Origin of the sequence: Roseobacter litoralis Och 149 (genome assembly GCF_000154785.2) — a bacterium.
Classification (GTDB): Bacteria; Pseudomonadota; Alphaproteobacteria; order Rhodobacterales; family Rhodobacteraceae; genus Roseobacter; species Roseobacter litoralis.
The window spans coordinates 4,441,640-4,461,159 of the sequence record NC_015730.1; the positions used below are offsets into that span (position 1 = coordinate 4,441,640).

Sequence of the window (19,520 nt, forward strand, 5' to 3'; positions counted from 1 at the left end):
AACAAAAAGCCCCACCCGCGGGCAGGGCGATGCCTCACATGCACTCAGTGTCAGCCCGCGCAGCGTTTTTCGGCGTCTTCGGTTGCCGCCGTAAACCCGAGCAGCGAGAACGTGTCCTTGGTGGTTGTCCCCCGGCTGGAAATCCCGGTCACAACCGCGTCTGCCCCACGTTTCATGGCCGCCACGATCTTGGCATCATCCGCCGCACTTGCCGGCCATGCCCAATCGCCATCGGTAAACAGGGAATACTCAGTGCCACTGATCGCCATCGTTACCTGACTGCCGTCCCGGAACGGATAACCGCCGGTAAAGGCCACCTGACCATTGGCATTGGCCGAGGGGTGGAAAGAGACCATCAGCAATATGTCGCCCCGGGTGGCCGCAACAACACGCCCCTCGCGGGTATTTACCGTCTCCGTCGGGACAGAAACGCTCCAGCATTCTTTTGGATCGTTTTCTACAAAAACGCTCCAGTCGGTCTCGGCGGCGACCCGGTTGCTGCTCACGTCTTGCGCAGCGGCGTATGATCCGATGAGCAGCGTTGCACTGGCCAACCCCAGAAAACTCTTGGTAATTCGCATGTTTTACAGCCTCCAGCTGTGCTAACCTCAATCTGTCCTTCTGTTACGGCGGGTCTTTTTTACACCACTCTTTACAACAGACGACCTTGTTTCTCGATAAAAGTAACAGTAGCGCAATCTTGACAGTAGGCGAAAGCCTGATTGGCAAGAATTCGCTAAAACGTGAGGAAAAAAATGTCACAACCGGTTCCAATGGTCGAAATCTGGCGCGGTCCGTTTCTGGAGAGTATGCACACAGGCCATGCGGTGATCTGTGACGGAGCAGGCGAAATCATCGATGCCTGGGGCGATCCGGATCAGGTGATGTTGTCGCGCAGCTCATCGAAAATGATTCAAGCGCTACCATTGGTTGAGTCTGGTGCCGCAGATGCCATGGGCCTTACATCGCAACATCTGGCGCTGGCCTGTTCGTCGCATGAGGGCGCCCCCATGCACACGCAGCGCGTCCGCGCATGGCTATCGACGCTTGATCTGACAGATGATGCACTGCGCTGCGGGTCGCATATGCCCTACGATCAGACGACGCATGATCAGATGCTCATTGCGGCTGAGAAGCCGTGCCAGTTCCACAACAATTGCTCTGGTAAGCATACCGGCTTTTTGACGCTGTCCAAACACCTCGGTGGCAATGCGGAGTATCTCGAAACAGATCACCCGGTGCAAAAGGCTGTGTTGGAGGCGTTTGAAAGGGTCACATCCGAAACATCGCCCGGCTTTGGCATCGACGGGTGTTCGGCTCCGAATTTTGCGGGCACTTTGCACGGGATGGCCCGCGCGATGTCACGCTTTGCAGCCAGCCCAGAGGACAGTGCCGAGGCGCGCCTGCACCGGGCCATGCGGCTGCATCCTGAACTGGTGGCGGGTGAAAATTGCGCCTGTACGGATTTAATGCGGGCGACCGACGGCAAAGCAGTTGTCAAAACCGGGGCCGAAGGATTCTTCAACGTGATTATACCGGAACAGAAGGTCGGCATCGCGCTGAAGATCACCGATGGGACGACGCGCGCGTCCGAATGTGCGATTGCGGCGATTTTGGTCAAACTGGGCGTTCTGGCGGCAGATCACCCCGCGACGATGAAATATGTGAATGCCCCCATTCTGAACCGCAGGGGGCTCACCACAGGCTATATGCGCGCCGCACCCGCGCTGCTGTAGCAGGCCATTATGCCGGGTGCACGAAGTCGCCTTCGCCATAGCCTTGCAGATACAATAATGCGGTCAGATCACCGTGATTGATGCGGATATCACATTGGGCGGCAACGCTTGGCTTGGCATGCAGGGCGACACCGGTGCCCGCAGCTTTCAGCATGCCCAGATCATTCGCACCGTCCCCAACCGCAAGTACGTCGCTTGTTGAGATGCCCAGACGCTGCGTGATTTCATTCAACGCATCGACTTTGGCTTGCTGGCCCAGAATGGGCGTGCCGACCTCTCCGGTGAGGGTGTCGTTTTTGGTAAGCAACGTATTGGCACGGTTTTCGTCAAAGCCGAGCTTGCTGGCGACCGACTGAGTGAAGGCCGTGAAGCCACCGGACACCAGCGCGGCATGCGCGCCATTGGCCTTCATCGTCGACAAAAGCACTGGACCGCCCGGCATCAGAGTGATGCGCGATGACAGCACATGATCAATGGTTGCAAGCGGCAACCCCTTGAGAAGGCCGACGCGTTCCCGCAGGGCGGCATCGAAATCCAGCTCGCCATTCATGGCCCGTGCCGTGATCCCTTTGACATGCTCCCCGACGCCAGCCTCGTCAGCAAGTTCGTCGATGCATTCCTGCTGGATCATTGTGCTGTCCATGTCAGCCAACAGCATTTTCTTGCGCCGCCCTGTCGCAGATTGTGCGACCAGGTCAACCCCCAGCGCCTGCACTTCAGCCCAGACCTCCCAGAGGTTTACCGGCTTTTGTGCAACCTCAAATTCGGCGGCACCGCGCGGTGACAACCACGTAATATCCCCACCGCCCCACGCATTTCGCAAGGCATCAACCAAAGCGAGGTCAAGCATCTCAGGCTTTGCAATGAGGGTGATTGAAAACATATGCGTGGCATCCCATCGGATAGAAGTATGGGACGAAGTACACAGCTGCGCCCCTGCTCTGCAACCTCGGAACGCCTGATTTTTCGCAGGATGTATCATGGTCGACCATCTTGGATGGGCGCTCTTGGCTACTCGCAGAGTGGCACAGCCAGACTGACGGCGTAAGCGCAGGGCCTGAGTGTTGCACGGTTTCGGCGTGTTTCCGATTGTGAACAGGCGGGCCGCCAAAACCGCAGATTCACGCGATATCTTTCCAGAAGCGGGTTGTGCCAGCCGGCCGCGTGAATTATCCGCATCCGTGGGACACCCTTCCCCAACGAAGGGTCCAAGTCATTTTTATATTTCCTTTTAATTACAGTTACTTGTTTGATTTATTGCTTGGGCTTGTGTCTATTTTGTGCCAAAAAGCACATCTATGACGGTCGGATCATCCATCGCATGAGCATAAAATTTCATAACTGTTCCTACGTCTTTCCAGCCACCGCGTACCGCAACAGTCTTTGGGTCTATCCCTGCCTGCAGCATCGAAGTTGTAAATCCGTGGCGGCAACAGTGGGGCGATAGCTTTTCGATACCCGCTCGCTCAATGACGTTATTCCAGACCTGCCCCACGCTTTCGCCAGAGGCATACTGGAACACCAGACTGTCAAGTTTGCGGTTTGAAGGAATGTTCGCCAATGCCGCGATGACTGGCGGCGACAGGTGCGCGACGCGTTGGTCATCGATTTTGGTTTGATTGATCACTGCCTTCTTTTGAAAGAGCTCAACGGGGACTGTTGCATTAATCAACTTGCTTGGCCACGGTTAAGCTTTTGAGGTTAGCCATGCCACGCGAATCGCCCTTCAAGTACCACCGCTTTCCACGCGAAATCATTCTTTGTGCGGTGCGCTGGTACCTGCGCTATGCTCTGCCTTATCAAGATGTCGTCGATTTGCTCGCAGAGCGCGGGATCCACGCTGATCGTTCGACCGTCTATCGCTGGGTTCATAAGTTTGCTCCGGAGATCACCAAAAGAACCGAAAAACACTTGCGCCGGGCCAGTGTCGAATGGCATGTCGATGAAACCTATATCCGCGTTGGTGGCAAATGGCGCTACCTATGGCATGCCATCGACGCAAACGGGCAGATGATCGACTTCCGTTTGACCGCGCGGAGGGATGCCAAGGCAGCTAAGGCCTTTCTTAACAAAGCGATTGAGCGTGTACGGCTCCATCGTCCGGTCATCATCGTGACAGACAAAGCCCCGACCTATCGCCGCGTCATCCGAGAGATCAACCACCGCTACGATCCGCATTTTGACAGTACCCGACACATCGACCGAAAGTGGCGCAATAACCTCATTGAGAGCGATCATGCGGCGATGAAGCGGATCCTTGGATATCGTCAGAGCTTTCGATCTTTACGATCGGCAAAGGCAACCTTGAGCGGTATAGAAACTATCCGAACGATCAAACGCGGCCACATCCAGCACAGACAACCCGGCGTCCTGGGCGAGATCGCGTTTATCGATGCCCTCTTCTATGGCTCCGCATGAATTCTGGTCATATGAGGGCCCATGCATGTCGTCATCGGATTAATGCAACAGTCCCGTCTCATCTTTTACCCGGCAGTCGATCACGAAGTGATCTACCGAGAGGGCACATGCCATTGAATCCCCCGCCATGCGCGGTGCTGGCCGTATGCGTGCTTGCGGATCTCCAGCCCGAATTTCTGCACCCAATGGTAGGGTACAGTGACGGTAGGTCTGAGCGCTGAGAACTATCTCTCGATCATACGCACATCGCGCGCAACTGCGACAAGTGACCTATAGGATCTGGTTAATACCGGAGCGGTTACGCGTACGGGTGAGCGGCGCTACTCACGCTATATGCTCAAGTTGGAGGCCACATCTGCATAGTATTTTGGGACCTTTTGGCGGAAACCGGACTTTCGTTATAGTCTGAATCGCAGTCAGCGCTGCGGGTAAAGCGCTGTTTCATCGTGGCTGCTCCTTCGGCAGCTTTTGGAGATCATGCACAGCCTAAAACGTTCGTTCATGGATCGACCCGGTTACACAAATCAGAAGCAATCAGTTGACCGAACGCCAGTGTTTGTGCTGCGACCCGCGTCCGTAGGACGTCCAATTGCATATCGTCCTGTGTGACAAATTCCAAAAACATTTGGTTAAGGTTGTTGAAAAGTAAAATGCCAACCAGTCCGGGATCAATATCGCGCCGTACTGAGCCGCGGTTTTGCAACTCAGCAACAAGGTCGCTCATTTGCGCGGCAAGGCGCTGGTCCATCTCAAAGTAGCGTCGCCCGTTGGGTGTGCCGGGGGCCTCTATCGCCAGTGCCATCGCGCTGCGCCACATTTCTTTAGACAGATATTTTAGGGAGTGATCGTAGTATGAAAATATCAAAGCGAGCAATGCGTCACCAACAGCCTCGGGTGGATCGGCTAATATCGCGAGGCCAGCTTCAAGGACCTCTTCGACCTCCATTGTGACGGTGGCCATCAGTATATCGCCCTTGGTCTGGTAATAATTGTAAACGGTGCCGACAGAGACTTCCGCCATCTCGGCTAAGTCCTCGATTCTTACGGCGCGATAACCATCTGCCCGAAACTTAGTCACCGCTGCCTGCAAAATGCGCCTTTCGCGGTCTGCTTTCTGTTTCTCACGCAATCCGGCCATCTGTTTTTACTCGTCCTCTTGTCGCGTCAAAAATATTTAGTGTTGACTATAAAGATGAATGACTTCAACTTTTTTATCAAGAGTTCCGCGATAAGCGGTCAAACTCCACATCGAAAAGGAATCTTGGACATGAAAAATCTGACTTCTGCATTGTTGGCCACAACTGTTTTGACCTGCGCGGCAGGTGCTGTGGCCGCACAAGAGCAGATGAATGCTCTGGTTTGGTGCGATCATATGGATCCCGAATTGATTGCCCCGTTTGAGGCGATGCATAACGTCACCGTCAATTTGCGCGAATACGAAGGGACTGGCGCGGCACTCGCACTGCTGGACCAATCGCGCCCCGGAGATTGGGATGTCCTCGTCATCGACGGCATCGACGTTTTCCGCGCGGTGGAGGCGGGCATCTTGGCACCTCTGGATGCGGATCAACTTCCTATCGATGATTTTTTCCCTGAGGTCGTCATGGAAGACGTCAACACAGTTGATGGCGTGACCTATGCCGTGACCGAAAAGTTCGGCTACAACACCATTTCGTATAATACGAGTAAGGTTGACCCAGCGGACATGGAATCGCTAGCAACTGTCTGGTCCGAAAAGTATCAGGACCGGATTTCGATCTATGACTACTACCTCCCTGTGATGGGACTTGCTGCGATGTCGCAAGGGATCGCTACAGCGGACATTGGTGGTGATAATCTAGATGCAATTGGTAGCGTCATGACAACGATGCGGTCGCGTGCTGCATCTGTTGCCGGCGTAGTCGCCGCGCAAACAGCGCTGGCAACAGGTGAAGTCGATATTGTCGTCGGCGGGGGTGAATGGCTGACTGCTGTGCTGGCCGAAGAACAACCTGAACTGACGTGGACGATCCCGTCCGAAGGTGCGGTGCGGTGGACCCAGTCGATCGGTGTCGTTGAAGGCACACAACAGCCCGATCTGGCGCTTGAGTTCATTAAATATATTGTCAGCCCCGAAGGGCAGGCACGGTTGGCGACGTCGTCGTGTTTTTGGGGAATGCCAGCAAATGAGAGCGCTGGTGATGTTCTGACTGACGATCAGAAAGCTGTGCTGCGGTGGGACCAGCAACCCGATTATCTGGCCCGCACTCAGCTTTACCCAGCACCCGACGATGCGCTGGATTCTGATATGCAGGACCTGTGGCTGAATACATTATCACAGTAGGGCATGGCGAATGAGCGCTACCGGTCGGCGCGGGCAGGGCTGGGGTTTTGTAGCCCCGGCTTTGATGTGGACGCTTGCATTTTTCATCGTGCCCTTCATCGTCATGGGCGCAATGAGCCTTGCAACGCTCGATGGACGCACGCTGATCTGGGGGCTGTCTTTACAGAACTATGCAGAACTTGCCGAAAAGCGTTTCTTGTGGCGTGCGATTGTTGTGTCGCTCGAAATTACGATCACCGTGACCGTGGTTTCGGTCTTGCTGGCCTATCCGCTGGCATGGATCATTGCGTTTAATGTCCCCAAGCGCTGGCAGCGACTGGTGCTATTGTTGGCGATCTTGCCGTTCTGGACATCTTATGTTGTGCGATCATATGCGTGGCTGTTGGTGCTGGCGCGTGATGGGGTGGTCAATCAAACCATGATGAATATTGGCCTGATCGCAGAACCTTTGACGCTGGCCAATACCCGCTTTGCGACGGTTACAGGTTTTGTACATTTCTTTGTGATGCTCCTGACGCTCACGATCTATGCCAATCTGGTACAACTCTCGCCCAATTACCGGCGTGCTGCGCAAGATCTGGGCGCAAGCGCAATTCAAACCTTTCGACATGTGATCCTGCCGTTGACCCTGCCCGGGATCGTGACGGGGGCTTTCCTAACCTTCGTGCTTTGCATTGGTGACTACGTCACCCCGCAGATCTTGGGTGGCAATACAGAATTAACAGTGCCGCAAGTCATTATGGTGCAACTGGGCCGACGCGCTGATTTCCCGCTGGCCGCTGCATTGGCGATCGTTCTGATGGGCATCGTGACGCTGGTGTATATTGCAGCTGTGCGCTGGTTGCGATTGGACCGGCTATGACGCGCATATTGCCATGGATATATCTGGCGGCCGCTTTTGTTTTTATCTACCTGCCCGTTGGTACGCTGGTCTTGTTCTCCTTTCAGGACGGACAATTGCCTGTACCGCCGTTCAACGGTCCATCTTTGCGCTGGTATGCTGATGTTCTGGGTGACACCCGGCTCACGGCTGCTTTGGGCAATTCAGTGCTGGTGGCGTTCATCTCGTCTTTGATTGCGGTCAGCCTCGGGTTCTTGGCGGCCTACGGGCTGGCAAGACATGTCGTACCGGGATCTGCCCTTGTCAGGGGACTATTGATCGCGCCGCTGACGGTCAGCTACCTGATTGTAGGTTTGGGGCTGCTGATTGTCCTGACGCAGGCAGGTTTGGGCCTGTCTCTGATGACTGCCGGAATCGGCCACGTCGTCATCAACTTGCCGCTCGCGTTTGCAATTATCTACGCGGCGATGGGCGCGCAGCAACAAAATGCTGAACGTGCCGCCCGTGATTTGGGCGCAAACGAAGCGCAGGTTATCGTGCTGGTGACTGTTCCAATGCTGGCGCCTGCCATTGGTGCGGCGTTTTTCCTGTCGATGACGTTCAGTTGGGACGAGTTCATCATCGCGTTCCTGCTGACGCGTTTTGACGTGACTTTGCCAGTGGAAATCTGGTCGATGCTCCGGTCCGGCCTGTCACCGCGGTTGAATGCGATCGGCAGCATTGTGTTTCTTGTTTCTATTGCCGTTGTTCTCATCCTTGAACTTCTTGTTTTTCGAAAGCGCCAGTCATGACCGCACCTGTCACACTCAAGGAATTGAACCATTGGTTCGGCACATTCCAAGCGCTCAAGGACATCGACCTGATGATTGAGGCCGGCGAATATGTTGCTCTTCTGGGGCCGTCTGGCTGCGGGAAAACCACGCTTCTTTCAGTGTTGGGCGGTTTCATCGCGCCCAGCCAAGGCAGCGTTATGATCGGGGAGCGTGATATGACACGGGTCGCTCCGGCCAAGCGCCCGACAACCACGATGTTTCAGGACTACGCGTTGTTCCCGCATATGAGCTTGCGCGACAACGTCGGATTTGGGTTGCGCATGGGCGGTATGGGCCGTGCAGAACGCCACCGAAAGGCGGAGGCGCAGCTTGCGCTGGTCGGGCTTGCTGATGCCGCATCAAAGCGCCCACATGAATTATCCGGTGGCCAGCGTCAAAGGGTGGCACTTGCCCGCGCTCTGGCAGTGGGCCCGGACGTATTGTTGCTGGATGAACCGCTTGGCGCGCTTGACCTAAAGCTCCGCCGCGCAATGCAGGACGAATTGAAGGTTATCCAAAGGCAAGTCGGCACCACCTTTGTCCATGTAACGCATGATCAGGAAGAAGCGATGGCGATTGCAGACCGCATCGTCGTGATGAATGCCGGAAAGATCGAGGATCAGGGCCCGCCCGCGCGCGTCTACCGCCAGCCCGCCAGCTTGTTTGCCGCCGACTTCATGGGTGAGATGAACCATGTTCCGGCACAGGTCACAGGGCAGCGGGTTGAGACGCCCCTTGGCCCCTTACCCGTAAACGCGCCATTCCTGGGCTCTGCGACATTATGCCTGCGTCCAGAGGCGATAAGCACACACAAAGCTGAAATCACGCTGGGGAGCGCCCGTGTGCGCGATGCCGCTTTCTTCGGAACGCATATTCGCGCGCATCTGGTACCGGATGTCGCGCCAAATTTAGTATTGATCGCGCATCTGCCACCCGGTGAGATGCCGGCAGCCGGTGCGATGCTAACCTTGTCGGTAAGCGCCGACACAATCAGTGTCTTCCCAAAGGAGCTATAAAGATGGACCATGCACGCCCTGAGGACTGGTATCGCCTCCAAACCAAGGCCGACGGCGTTACCTTGATAGACGAGCCTTTCATCCAACCATTTTATCGCTGCAACATGTGGCACATCCGCGGGCGTGACCAGGATTTACTCGTGGATAGCGGCATGGGGGTGGTGTCCTTGCGTGATTGGGTGCCGCTGGTCACCGAACGTGCGCTAACGGCCGTCGCCAGCCATACCCATTTCGATCATATCGGATGCCACCATGAATTTGACAATCGGTGCGTCCACCGGACAGAGGCGAATTTGCTGGCAAATCCTACACGTGCAGCAACCTTGGCTGACCCCTATGTTACTGACGATATTTTTGACCGCTTACCGCCTGCACCCTATCAATCTGCGACCTATAAGGTGAAGTCTGCCCCAGCTACGCGCCTGGTGGACGATGGCGATGTGATCGATCTGGGCGACCGGCAATTCGAAGTGATCCACACGCCCGGGCATTCGCCGGGTGGAATAGCACTATGGGAAGCTGCAACGGAGACTCTGTTTTCAGGTGACATCGTTTATGACGGCCCTCTGATCGAAGACACCTATCACGCCGATCTCATAGACTATCACCGCTCAATGGCGAGGCTTTACGATTTGCCGGTGCGTGTGGTGCATGGAGGGCATTTTCCCAGTTATGACGGCGCGCGGCACAAAGCGATCATCAGCGCTTGGCTTGCTGCGCACGATGTATAGAGGCGTGAGAGAATTTGCCTGAGCTTTTCTACTCCCCGGTGACCTCAGGTGCGACCATCTTCGTCACGACAGGCAAATAGTGCGTTCTTGCAATTGAGGGTAAGCAGTCGGATTAGATTTTCCGGGACTGTTGCTGTCGATCTCGACGCGGCCGTCGGTCAGTCTCTCGCCGAGGCGTGACCTGGCGGAGATTGCCAAGCGTTGCGCCTGAAGCCATTCCCCAAATGCGGCTGTCATGGGGGAGTGGAAAGAATGTGGGGATCAAGCCGCGCGCAGCTGTCCTTTGTCAAGCCTTCCATCCAGTACCGCTGCTCTGACAGTTGCCACTCGATGTTCTCATGACTTTGGTAGCGTTACGCTGCCGCGGTCGGAGACTGATAGACACCGCCGGGCGCCATCAAGGCCCAGACGATGCGTGCCATTTTGTTTGCGAGTGCCACGCGTACAAGCGTTGGCTGCTTACGCAAAAGCAAATCACCGAGCCAAGTTCCCGGTTGTGCGTCACGGTGCGTGTGCCGTTTGGCAATGCGGGATCACGATATCTCGCTGCGTCGGGTGCGCAGGCCTGGACGACTGCAGCAGGCGCATCGTCGCGTGGAAACTCTGCCGTTTCATGTCGCCACCTGCTATCGTTTAGGTACCTGCATCTCTGTCATTCTCGGCACCACTGAGCTCACCCGATGAATCCTGCGCATCATCCCCGTCGTGACGGCCTGCGTCACCTTCCCACGTTCCTTCGCGACGCACCGCGTCTTTCACTTCGGGCGGCAGTTCGCGAGCAAGGTCTGCGACCGGTGGGTCGTCGCGATCGATGGGTTCCTTGCTGATCCCGCGATCTTCACCCGGAATGAAAACACTCAGATCTTCTGTTTCGGCTGTCGATTCAGGCTGCGTGCTGTCGGTGGTTTTGTCGGCCATGTTAATTCTCCTTTGCATCCCTAACTGCTGCGAGATGGAATTGTTCATTCTTGAGACCGGTTAAGGTAATTTTTTAAAGAGAAGTTCTGCTTGCCGCCTGCTTCTGTACGCTGCTTTTACACCATTTACTGCAAGAGGCTAGGCTTCGATGAGGCCCCTTTTTTGTGCATTGGCGAGGATGGACCTGTCGCGGTTTGATGCCGCCCCTTTGATAGCATTTACTGCAACAAAGGAGACTGACTATGGGACTGAAACGGACGGACGAATTTCGCCAAGATGCGGTGCGTATCGCGCTGACCAGTGGGCTGACACGCAAACAGGTGGCTGACGATCTGGGTGTAGGTATGTCCACACTGAACAAGTGGATCACAGCGCATCGAGACACGGATGTGGTGTCAAAAGAGGATATGAGCCTCGTTCAAGAGAATGACCGGCTGCGCCGCGAGAACCGTATTCTCAAGGAGGAGAGGGAGATCTTAAAAAAGGCCACCCAGTTCTTCGCGGGCCTAAAGCAATGAGATTTAGGTTCATTGAAGAACACAGCGAGAGCTTCCCCACCAATCGGCTGTGTGATGTCGTTGGCGTCAGCACACGCGGGCTACGCGCATTTCGAAGCCGGCCAGCCAGTCGCAGACAGCGGTCTGATTTGGTCACGCTGGCGCACATCAAAGAACAATCTCGTCTGAGCCTTGGCAGCTATGGCAGGCCGCGCATGACTGAGGAGTTGAAAGAGATTGGCCTGGATATCGGTCACCGCCGTGTTGGCCGCCCCCTCTCGGCAGATTTGGCTTTGCCAAATCGCCTGTCGGGCAGTGGATGCGCCAGAACGGCATATCAGTGGTCAGAACACGCAAACACAAGGTCACGACGGATAGAGATCATAAGTTCAATATAGCACCGAACCTACTGGATCGTGACTGCGCGGCAGATGCGCCAAACCAGAAATGGGCGGGCGACATCAGCTATGTCTGGACCCGTGAAGGCTGGGTGTATCTGGCTGTGATCTTGGACCTGCATTCTCGCCGTGTCATCGGCTGGGCCGTCAGTAACCGCATGAAGCGTGATCTAGCGATACGGGCGTTGAACATGGCCATCGTATTCCGTGCGCCACCAAAGGGCTGCATCCATCACACGGATCGCGGTAGCCAATATTGTTCTCACGACTATCAAAAGATTCTGCGCCAACATGGGTTCAAGGTGTCGATGTCTGGGAAGGGCAATTGCTACGACAATGCGGCTGTCGAGACGTTCTTCAAAACCATCAAGGCCGAGCTGATCTGGCGGCGGTCATGGGAAACCAGGCGGCACGCTGAGATGGCAATCTTTGAATACATCAACGGCTTCTACAGTCCACGCCGCCGTCACTCAGCACTGGGATGGAAAAGCCCTGTCGCATTCGAACGGAAGGTGGCTTAAACGAGCACTAGGGGCGGCACTAAAACGGGACAGCTCCATTGCGTATTCATCGAGTTGTGTTTCTCTTTGCACTTAAATGTCAGAATGTGGTCGTTTCGAAGATTTTTGGCACTTTAATCTGAGACTCATCGATCCCGGGTCTCAGATCAACTCTTCCTGTTGGGGTGGTCCCCACCCGATCGCCGGGGTTACCAAATGGTCGGTCGTCATGACAAATCGGTTTTTGTTGTCTCCCATCGTGTGCCCTTGCAACATTTTCAGCATCGGCGGCCCTGCGTGGTCGATGAATGCCACGCCTGCTAGGGGAGCGGGACAGATGTGTAGCGGCAGAATGGGGTGCTTTGATGAGAACGTGAACGCAGCCTCTTTGGTCAAAAGGGGACTGTTGCATTAATCCGATGACGACATGCATGGGCCCTCATATGACCAGAATTCATGCGGAGCCATAGAAGAGGGCATCGATAAACGCGATCTCGCCCAGGACGCCGGGTTGTCTGTGCTGGATGTGGCCGCGTTTGATCGTTCGGATAGTTTCTATACCGCTCAAGGTTGCCTTTGCCGATCGTAAAGATCGAAAGCTCTGACGATATCCAAGGATCCGCTTCATCGCCGCATGATCGCTCTCAATGAGGTTATTGCGCCACTTTCGGTCGATGTGTCGGGTACTGTCAAAATGCGGATCGTAGCGGTGGTTGATCTCTCGGATGACGCGGCGATAGGTCGGGGCTTTGTCTGTCACGATGATGACCGGACGATGGAGCCGTACACGCTCAATCGCTTTGTTAAGAAAGGCCTTAGCTGCCTTGGCATCCCTCCGCGCGGTCAAACGGAAGTCGATCATCTGCCCGTTTGCGTCGATGGCATGCCATAGGTAGCGCCATTTGCCACCAACGCGGATATAGGTTTCATCGACATGCCATTCGACACTGGCCCGGCGCAAGTGTTTTTCGGTTCTTTTGGTGATCTCCGGAGCAAACTTATGAACCCAGCGATAGACGGTCGAACGATCAGCGTGGATCCCGCGCTCTGCGAGCAAATCGACGACATCTTGATAAGGCAGAGCATAGCGCAGGTACCAGCGCACCGCACAAAGAATGATTTCGCGTGGAAAGCGGTGGTACTTGAAGGGCGATTCGCGTGGCATGGCTAACCTCAAAAGCTTAACCGTGGCCAAGCAAGTTGATTAATGCAACAGTCCCTCTGGTCTTGGGGATAGCGTACAAACGTGACATCGATGATGTGCGGGAGAGCCCGTCCGTTCTCGTCATGGAACTGTTGCGCAACTGGGGTGCGGACATATCCTACAGTGATCCGCATGTGCAGACTTTTCCTGTAATGCGCGAACATTCATTTGATTTGAGCTCCGTGCCGCTGTCGCCGGAAACCCTCGCGCAGCAGGATGCCGTTTTGCTCCTGACGGACCACACGCATTTCGACTATGAGATGATCGCCGAGCACGCATCATTATTGATCGACACACGTGGCGTTTATCGACGACTGGGCATTACCTTACCCACGGCATAAAGGGGTTCCGATCACCACGTTCTTCACAAGCAAACCAATCAATTTTACACGGGACCGTCATGAAAATCTCTACGACTGTTGGCACGCGCCCACAGTTCATCAAGAGCACACTAATCACTCGCGGTTTCCAACGGAACGATACGGCAAAAGAAGTTATCATTCGTATTGGTCAGCACTTTGATCAGAACATGTCGGATATCGCACATAGAAAAATGCCGCGTACAAAGTAACCCTTCTAGGGCAATGGCTTGCTTTGAAATCAACCGATACCGCCAACAGGCTGTTGCTTGCTTGTTTGAGTATAATGTCGCAAAATGGGGCAACAAACAAAAGATCGTTAAAGAACTCTCTTAAGATAAGGTCACGGCTGCTATCATATGCCTCGAGTACATTCAGCCTTAGCATGGAAAAACCCCGTGGGGTTGAGCGAAAAGCGGCTTAAACACGCACTTCAAGCGCCATCAAAACGCAACAGTTTCAGAATGATTGAGGTAGCTGCAAACAAAAAATGCTTTTCGTCTGAATGTCTACCCCAGACAGATTTCTTGACGCTTCAAACCAAGTATAAGCGTGAATTATCGAAATCGCATCTCATGATGTTTAGGCTAATTCTCACTCCAACTCACAGATTGCAAAACTGAAATGTTTGGTCCCGAACCAGCAAGTTCATTAGTAAGTAGAAACACTTGATTGGTCTAAACCTGATGCCGACACTTAGTTGGCCTTTGGCTTATGGGGGGTGTGTCATATCGGCCGTGGTTTCTAGAACTCATCTTGGGTTTGAATCCTGGTGCACCTACCCATGTTGCGGTGCGGCTCAGCGAAAGGCTGTAGCGAGGTTTCGTCACGGAGCAGGATATCTTTTTTGTGACTGAACCCCTGATCACTCCCCGATCTGGCCGGCTGCGCGAGGCCTGCGAGGCACTTTGGCTTCTCGAAGACGAGATGGAACTGGTTTCATGGCGCTATGGGGGGCGGGATGGACTGGACCTTTGGCAGGTCCTGCGGTTTTCCTTGTTTATGGGCGCGCTGCGCCGTGCTGGCATCCTAGAAGCGCATCAGGCCAACCCTGACGAGGTGTCGCGTTCCAGATTTTCATCAAAGCTGCGCCAGCGTATCGATCGGTACACAATGACCCCTGGCATGCGACCACCAAAGGCCGAAACGGTGTTCATTGCCAACGCGCGCAAGGTGGACGGTATGGATCCGTTTTTGGGACCGCTGTTTCAAGGGCTTGGCGGCGCACCTTACTCTGTTTTCGACAGTGACCGTTTGGGGCAGCGGCTGAAAGGTGTCTACGATCTCGATGCTTTCAGCAAGACTGCCAGAAAGAAAAACCGCGAATGCCTCGAAGCTACTGAGGCGGACAAGCGTCGCGCGAAAGAATTCACTGAACGGTTCGGCGCAGCGCTTGGGGCTGATTTGACCGATCTTTTTGCGAATGCGGAAAGAATTGGTACGGACCATCTGCGCATGCGCTCGGCATGGGCGCGATATTTCGATGCCTGTAAAGCACAGCGCTTAATTGCGATCGGTGCCTACTTTCGCCAAGCGGCCTTTGCGGGTGCGCGGATGGCGGGCATCCAATCCGTTGAAGTACAGCATGGATTGGTTGCACGTTGCCAGGTCAATTATTCTTGGCCGGGATCTCCACCGCGGGAGGCATCGCCTACCGACATGTTGTTCTTTGGATCTCACTGGGTCGAAAACGTCACCCATCCGGCCCAGCTGCGGCCTATCGTGTCAGGATCAGACCAAATCACCCGGCTTGCATCACAGGAAGCGGCCACTGCCAGTGCCAAAGCGGATCGGCGCGCACCTGTCGTCTTTATGAGCCAGCCAACGGTGAGCCGGGTGCTCTGGGCTTTTGCCGTGGCATTGGCGCGGGCGCGCCCTGAGGTACCGATCCTTTATCGTCCGCATCCAGGTGAATCCTTAAGTCGTTATGAAAACCTGCTCGCAGCGGAACCGGACCGCCCCGCAAATCTGGCGCTTTCCCGGGGTGCGCCGGGCAGCTATGCATTGATGGCCTCGGCCCGCTTGCAGATTGGGGTCTATTCCTTCACGCTCGTCGAAGGACTAGCGTTCGGCTGTCCATCGGTTGTGCTGGACGCACCAGGGGCTGAACTTATGGAGGCGGTCATCGCCCGGGGTGACATACCGATGATTTCGACTGTCGAGGAAGCTGCCGCATTCGTGGATGCGCCGCCTGAACCACGAAATGCTGAAACGTACTTTGCACCGTCCATGCAGCCACAAGATATCGTTGCCGCTCTGAACGCAGGGCGAGGCGACAAAAGGACATAAAGGTGGAAAAAGTGTTATGTGCGCATCGGTCGCGCCGGAACGCCAACGACCCGGCTGCGGGGCGACACATCCTTGACCACTGCCGCGCCCGCTCCGACGACAGCATCGCACCCGATCTGCAGCGGCGCATGGGGGTGTCCGCCGCGTGTCACGGCACCACAGCCGATATAGGCACCAGCGCCAACCGAAACATGCCCGGCCAGCCGCACGCCCGGACCAAGAAGCGCGTAGTCGCCCACCTCACCGTCATGGCTCACGCTGGCGCCGGTGTTCACAACAGCATGCTGTCCGATCCGTACGCAAGGCCCTACAACGGTCTGTGGGAAGAGCACCGTGCCTGAACCGAGTACGGCGTCCCGCGCAACCGTCGCTGTCGGATGGCAAAGCGTCACCCAAGTGACACAAGCCCCCCAACGCTCCGCCACTTTTCGACGGATCGCGGGCTCCCCGATGCCGATCACCGCGCAGCTATGGTCGGGCAAATCTGAAATATTGTCCTCGGGAAATATTTCGACCGCGCCGAGCCGCTCCCCTGCGGTGGGAGCAGGCGAGAGGAACCCGGCGACACACCAGCCCGCCTCTTGAGCGATCCACGCCAGCTCACGCGCGTGGCCACCCGTTCCAAAAATGTAAAGGTCGCGCGCGTCTGACATGACGTTCAGCTACCACATATCTCTTGCGCGCTGTCCTGATCAGGCGACCGACCCAAGACGGCAACGTTTGATGCGTAAGAAACCAGCTCCCAACCAGTCGCTTCGCGTTTATTTCCTCGCATCTTCATCGGCTGTTATCCCGCTCATTAAAGGCGCAACGTCTTGCGATCAAGGGCTATGCCATATCCGTGCGCCGGTCCACTAGTTTTGTCCAAACAGCAAACGCAGGCACAGCAAGGGCTGCCAACGCTAGACGCCACGGACTTCCACGGCTAAACGGAATGGATGATCGAGGATACCAAGACACCTCATTATTGGCGCAGCACATGGGGATATCGCGGTTACAACCGGCGTACTGACGTCAGCAATTTACAAGCCGGGGAGGCGAAAAGGCGTGGACGATGAAGACTGTGAGCCTGTGTTGAAAACGCTACCCCTCATCTGGCTCCATACGTCTAAGCGGAAGAAAATCAGCCAGGTCAGATTGGCGCGCTTCGCTTTCGATTATCGTGCAAAGCGCAGGATACTGGTTTTTCTGCAGACCGACATTCCGCAGAAACATGCACGACAGATTGCGCGCTACAAGCGCCGCGGACTCATTGAAGTGGTGCATATTGATTCTGCCGTTGACCGATACTCCGAGGATGATTTCGTGATTGCCGAACGAACGCGGAGTGTTGCTCGGGCGCTTGTACAGCTTTATCTGCCTTCCATGCTGGCCAAGTCCGGATACGATTTTTCTTCGTCGGATGTGTTCAACATGTCTCAAGGAATGGAGCTTAACCTCGCCGACCGGTTATATGAAAAAGTGCGAACGCTCACGGCGGTGTTGGAGGCATGTCGCATAGACCGGGGCGATCTGTGGCTCGATTTCGGCAATTGGGCCTTTCCAAATCTGCGATGGGGTAGACGATGGTGGTGCATGGCGCAATCGCGGTCGCCTGACTATTTCAACCTGACCGCAAAGGCGCCCGAGTTCCTGTCGCGCCTGCGCAGAGTTGACCCACCGGGCTTCGAACGGCTTTCGGATAAGGGTCCGCAAACTCTGTTTCTGGGGCGTTCGACACGATCGGCCTACCTGACTGCCGCAGAAGCAATCGGTCAGGCCGAAGAACGACTCGGAAAGCGGTTCGGCGTTCTCGTTGACGCTCGATACCCCGTGAAACCCAAGCTTTTTAAGCGGGAAGACAGTACTCTTTATATGACGCTGGGTTTCTACGTTAATTCAAAGTATTTCAAACTCAGGTCAGCGTCGCTTGGATTTACTTTGCCGGGAAGGACTCGCGGCAAGGTCGTACATGCTACCCTCGACAGATCAGCGTCACAATATGAGCCAAGCTTTGGGCTGAACCCGGAAATATGGTTCGGTGCCCTGCTCAACGAGACAATCGAAGCCACAAACAGCAGGCTGGGCGCGATCGTCAGTTTCTACGACAGCGTGATGCACCATCCGCATTTTGCGGATGTTGAGAGCCTGATCTGCTCTCCTAGTCGTTCTGAGTTGTTTGTGCCCATCATCCTTGGTCTGAAAAAAAAGGGTGTTGCGACGATCGAATACCAGGCGCTGTTCTGGACGGATCACTTTCGATACGAAGTGCGCGACATGGACCTCTTCGTCTGCTCGGATGCAGCGACCATGAAAAGTGTTGAAAGGAAATACAACGCAACGGGCTATAAAACCGGTTTGGTTCTGGGGCCTTCCTTCTATATGTCAGAGTTTCTGACTGACTATGCGAAAACGATTTCAGAAGAGCCCTCGGTAGCAGAGTCTGGATTAATCGGTCTGGCCTTGCAGCCCATAAAGGAAGACGTCTTCGAGGCGGCTTGCCAGATTATTCGCGACGCCGGGTTTGAACTCCTCATTCGGCCTCATCCGGACCATGACCGCCGCTGGATTGAATCCCGATTCGGAAAATACGGCAAGATAGACAACGGCAGCCTTTTGCATTTCATTCGCGATACATCGCTCGTTGTCAGCGGTTTTTCCAATGTAGTGCTGCAAGCCGCACAGGTTGGCAAGATTGCCGTGTGTCTGCCCCTGTCAGACCAGCTTGGATTGAACTTCGCTGATGCATCCGACCGGATTCACATTGCCGAAACAACTGATAATCTTTCCCATTATCTGGCTCTGGCTTCGACGGTCAATGAGCCGTTTGTGTTTCGCGATCCTCTCGACGAATGGTGCGAAATTAGACAGATGCAAACGCCCGAGCAATTCTCCGAGAATGACGCGCGCGAATAGTTCGGGTCTCAGCTGTTCCGCTACATTTTTTGACGCCTGAAGGCGGCCGTTGTGTGGACGCAACTAAGCTGGGAACCCTGTAAACTGCTGGAACGCAGGAAGTCCAGTGGCATCAGATTGCGGCTTACGGACCACATGTGCAACCTCAACCCCAGCTAGTGTTGTATCGACAGAGTGAAAGGTCTTGAAGCCAAATATGGGACGCGTGATCGGCTCATTATCTATGACAACCCGATCCTGCACACCATTAGTGGCAATCAGCCGCTGACAAGTCGCCGCGCCGCAACCTTGTCGTGATATTTGAAGAGCGTGAAATTAAGGAATTTTCCTGTCTTTCTCGATTGCGCAAGGATAGTGGGTTCACTTTACGTTGACCTTGATACAAGTTCTACCCATGCGCCAAGATAGCAGTGGCAGCTGCTTTAGCGCTTAGGCCCTTTTCCGGATGAAATGTTGATCGTTTCGTTGTTATCGCAAATTGCCCCAAGATGATCGACAGGGCGGCTTCTGTGGTATCAATGGTTGCCTAAATTTTCTTCAAAATGCCAACAGTACAATAACGAACGACGACGGCCCGAGATAG

At 55.0% G+C, this 19,520-nt stretch carries 17 protein-coding genes and 3 pseudogenes; 11 read left to right on the top strand and 9 right to left on the bottom strand.

The annotated features are described in order from the left end of the window. Positions 1–50 precede the first annotated feature (50 nt). Entirely contained in the window at positions 51–581 is a 531-nt protein-coding gene (locus RLO149_RS21325) for an invasion associated locus B family protein (protein WP_013964159.1), read from the bottom strand. Between the two features lie 174 nt (positions 582–755). On the opposite strand from RLO149_RS21325, the gene RLO149_RS21330 reads away from it, so the two are divergent. Beyond that, complete coding sequence (locus RLO149_RS21330; RefSeq protein WP_013964160.1) at positions 756–1,736, top strand: asparaginase; 981 nt, start codon at positions 756–758, stop codon at positions 1,734–1,736. A gap of 7 nt (positions 1,737–1,743) precedes the next feature. On the opposite strand, the gene serB is transcribed toward RLO149_RS21330, so the two are convergent. Continuing rightward, positions 1,744–2,619 carry a phosphoserine phosphatase SerB gene (gene serB / locus RLO149_RS21335; protein ID WP_013964161.1) on the bottom strand — a complete coding sequence of 292 codons (876 nt, stop codon included), beginning with the start codon at positions 2,617–2,619 and terminating at the stop codon, positions 1,744–1,746. Positions 2,620–3,009: 390 nt separating this feature from the next. Next, positions 3,010–3,408, bottom strand: a complete 399-nt coding sequence (locus RLO149_RS21340; protein ID WP_052304820.1) for a tyrosine-type recombinase/integrase — start codon at positions 3,406–3,408, stop codon at positions 3,010–3,012. 35 nt (positions 3,409–3,443) lie between these two features. Between RLO149_RS21340 and RLO149_RS21345 the strand changes: the two genes are divergently transcribed. After that, on the top strand, positions 3,444–4,154 hold the full coding sequence (locus tag RLO149_RS21345; protein ID WP_013964162.1) for an IS6 family transposase: 711 nt from the start codon (positions 3,444–3,446) through the stop codon (positions 4,152–4,154). 499 nt (positions 4,155–4,653) lie between these two features. On the opposite strand, the gene RLO149_RS21350 is transcribed toward RLO149_RS21345, so the two are convergent. Further along, positions 4,654–5,292 (bottom strand): TetR/AcrR family transcriptional regulator, encoded by a 639-nt coding sequence (locus RLO149_RS21350; RefSeq protein ID WP_013964163.1) that lies wholly within the window; start codon positions 5,290–5,292, stop codon positions 4,654–4,656. A 129-nt stretch (positions 5,293–5,421) separates the two neighbouring features. On the opposite strand from RLO149_RS21350, the gene RLO149_RS21355 reads away from it, so the two are divergent. The 5 genes from RLO149_RS21355 to RLO149_RS21375 are packed head-to-tail and all read left to right on the top strand — an operon-like array spanning position 5,422 to position 9,877. Further along, positions 5,422–6,477 carry an extracellular solute-binding protein gene (locus RLO149_RS21355; RefSeq protein WP_013964164.1) on the top strand — a complete coding sequence of 352 codons (1,056 nt, stop codon included), beginning with the start codon at positions 5,422–5,424 and terminating at the stop codon, positions 6,475–6,477. A gap of 10 nt (positions 6,478–6,487) precedes the next feature. Continuing rightward, positions 6,488–7,339 carry an ABC transporter permease gene (locus RLO149_RS21360; RefSeq protein ID WP_013964165.1) on the top strand — a complete coding sequence of 284 codons (852 nt, stop codon included), beginning with the start codon at positions 6,488–6,490 and terminating at the stop codon, positions 7,337–7,339. After that, positions 7,336–8,109, top strand: a complete 774-nt coding sequence (locus tag RLO149_RS21365; RefSeq protein ID WP_013964166.1) for an ABC transporter permease — start codon at positions 7,336–7,338, stop codon at positions 8,107–8,109. Before RLO149_RS21360 ends, RLO149_RS21365 begins: the two co-directional genes overlap by 4 nt. Beyond that, positions 8,106–9,146 carry an ABC transporter ATP-binding protein gene (locus RLO149_RS24565; RefSeq protein ID WP_044025478.1) on the top strand — a complete coding sequence of 347 codons (1,041 nt, stop codon included), beginning with the start codon at positions 8,106–8,108 and terminating at the stop codon, positions 9,144–9,146. Before RLO149_RS21365 ends, RLO149_RS24565 begins: the two co-directional genes overlap by 4 nt. 2 nt (positions 9,147–9,148) lie before the next feature. After that, a complete protein-coding gene (locus RLO149_RS21375; RefSeq protein ID WP_013964168.1) occupies positions 9,149–9,877 on the top strand; it encodes an MBL fold metallo-hydrolase in 729 nt (242 codons plus the stop codon). 47 nt (positions 9,878–9,924) lie between these two features. On the opposite strand, the pseudogene RLO149_RS24570 reads toward RLO149_RS21375, so the two are convergent. The 3 genes and pseudogenes from RLO149_RS24570 to RLO149_RS21385 all read right to left on the bottom strand — a co-directional run. Continuing rightward, a pseudogene (locus tag RLO149_RS24570) lies at positions 9,925–10,120 on the bottom strand (IS66 family transposase); the annotation flags it as partial. Between the two features lie 110 nt (positions 10,121–10,230). Beyond that, positions 10,231–10,410, bottom strand: a pseudogene (locus RLO149_RS23480) (IS110 family transposase); the annotation flags it as partial. A 100-nt stretch (positions 10,411–10,510) separates the two neighbouring features. After that, on the bottom strand, positions 10,511–10,795 hold the full coding sequence (locus RLO149_RS21385) for a hypothetical protein (RefSeq protein WP_013964169.1): 285 nt from the start codon (positions 10,793–10,795) through the stop codon (positions 10,511–10,513). 242 nt (positions 10,796–11,037) lie between these two features. On the opposite strand from RLO149_RS21385, the pseudogene RLO149_RS21395 reads away from it, so the two are divergent. Continuing rightward, positions 11,038–12,211, top strand: a pseudogene (locus tag RLO149_RS21395) (IS3 family transposase). Positions 12,212–12,644: 433 nt separating this feature from the next. On the opposite strand, the gene RLO149_RS21400 reads toward RLO149_RS21395, so the two are convergent. After that, a complete protein-coding gene (locus RLO149_RS21400; RefSeq protein ID WP_013964162.1) occupies positions 12,645–13,355 on the bottom strand; it encodes an IS6 family transposase in 711 nt (236 codons plus the stop codon). 35 nt (positions 13,356–13,390) lie between these two features. Here RLO149_RS21400 and RLO149_RS21405 point away from each other — a divergent pair, with 35 nt between their 5' ends. Both RLO149_RS21405 and RLO149_RS21410 read left to right on the top strand, forming a co-directional pair. Further along, positions 13,391–13,735 (top strand): UDP binding domain-containing protein, encoded by a 345-nt coding sequence (locus tag RLO149_RS21405; RefSeq protein WP_013964171.1) that lies wholly within the window; start codon positions 13,391–13,393, stop codon positions 13,733–13,735. A gap of 867 nt (positions 13,736–14,602) precedes the next feature. After that, positions 14,603–16,042, top strand: coding sequence for a hypothetical protein (locus RLO149_RS21410; RefSeq protein ID WP_013964173.1), 1,440 nt, complete (start codon positions 14,603–14,605; stop codon positions 16,040–16,042). A gap of 14 nt (positions 16,043–16,056) precedes the next feature. On the opposite strand, the gene RLO149_RS21415 is transcribed toward RLO149_RS21410, so the two are convergent. After that, positions 16,057–16,695, bottom strand: coding sequence for an acetyltransferase (locus RLO149_RS21415; protein ID WP_013964174.1), 639 nt, complete (start codon positions 16,693–16,695; stop codon positions 16,057–16,059). A gap of 1,159 nt (positions 16,696–17,854) precedes the next feature. Between RLO149_RS21415 and RLO149_RS24040 the strand changes: the two genes are divergently transcribed. Beyond that, positions 17,855–18,937, top strand: coding sequence for a hypothetical protein (locus tag RLO149_RS24040; protein ID WP_148264417.1), 1,083 nt, complete (start codon positions 17,855–17,857; stop codon positions 18,935–18,937). Positions 18,938–19,520 lie beyond the last annotated feature (583 nt).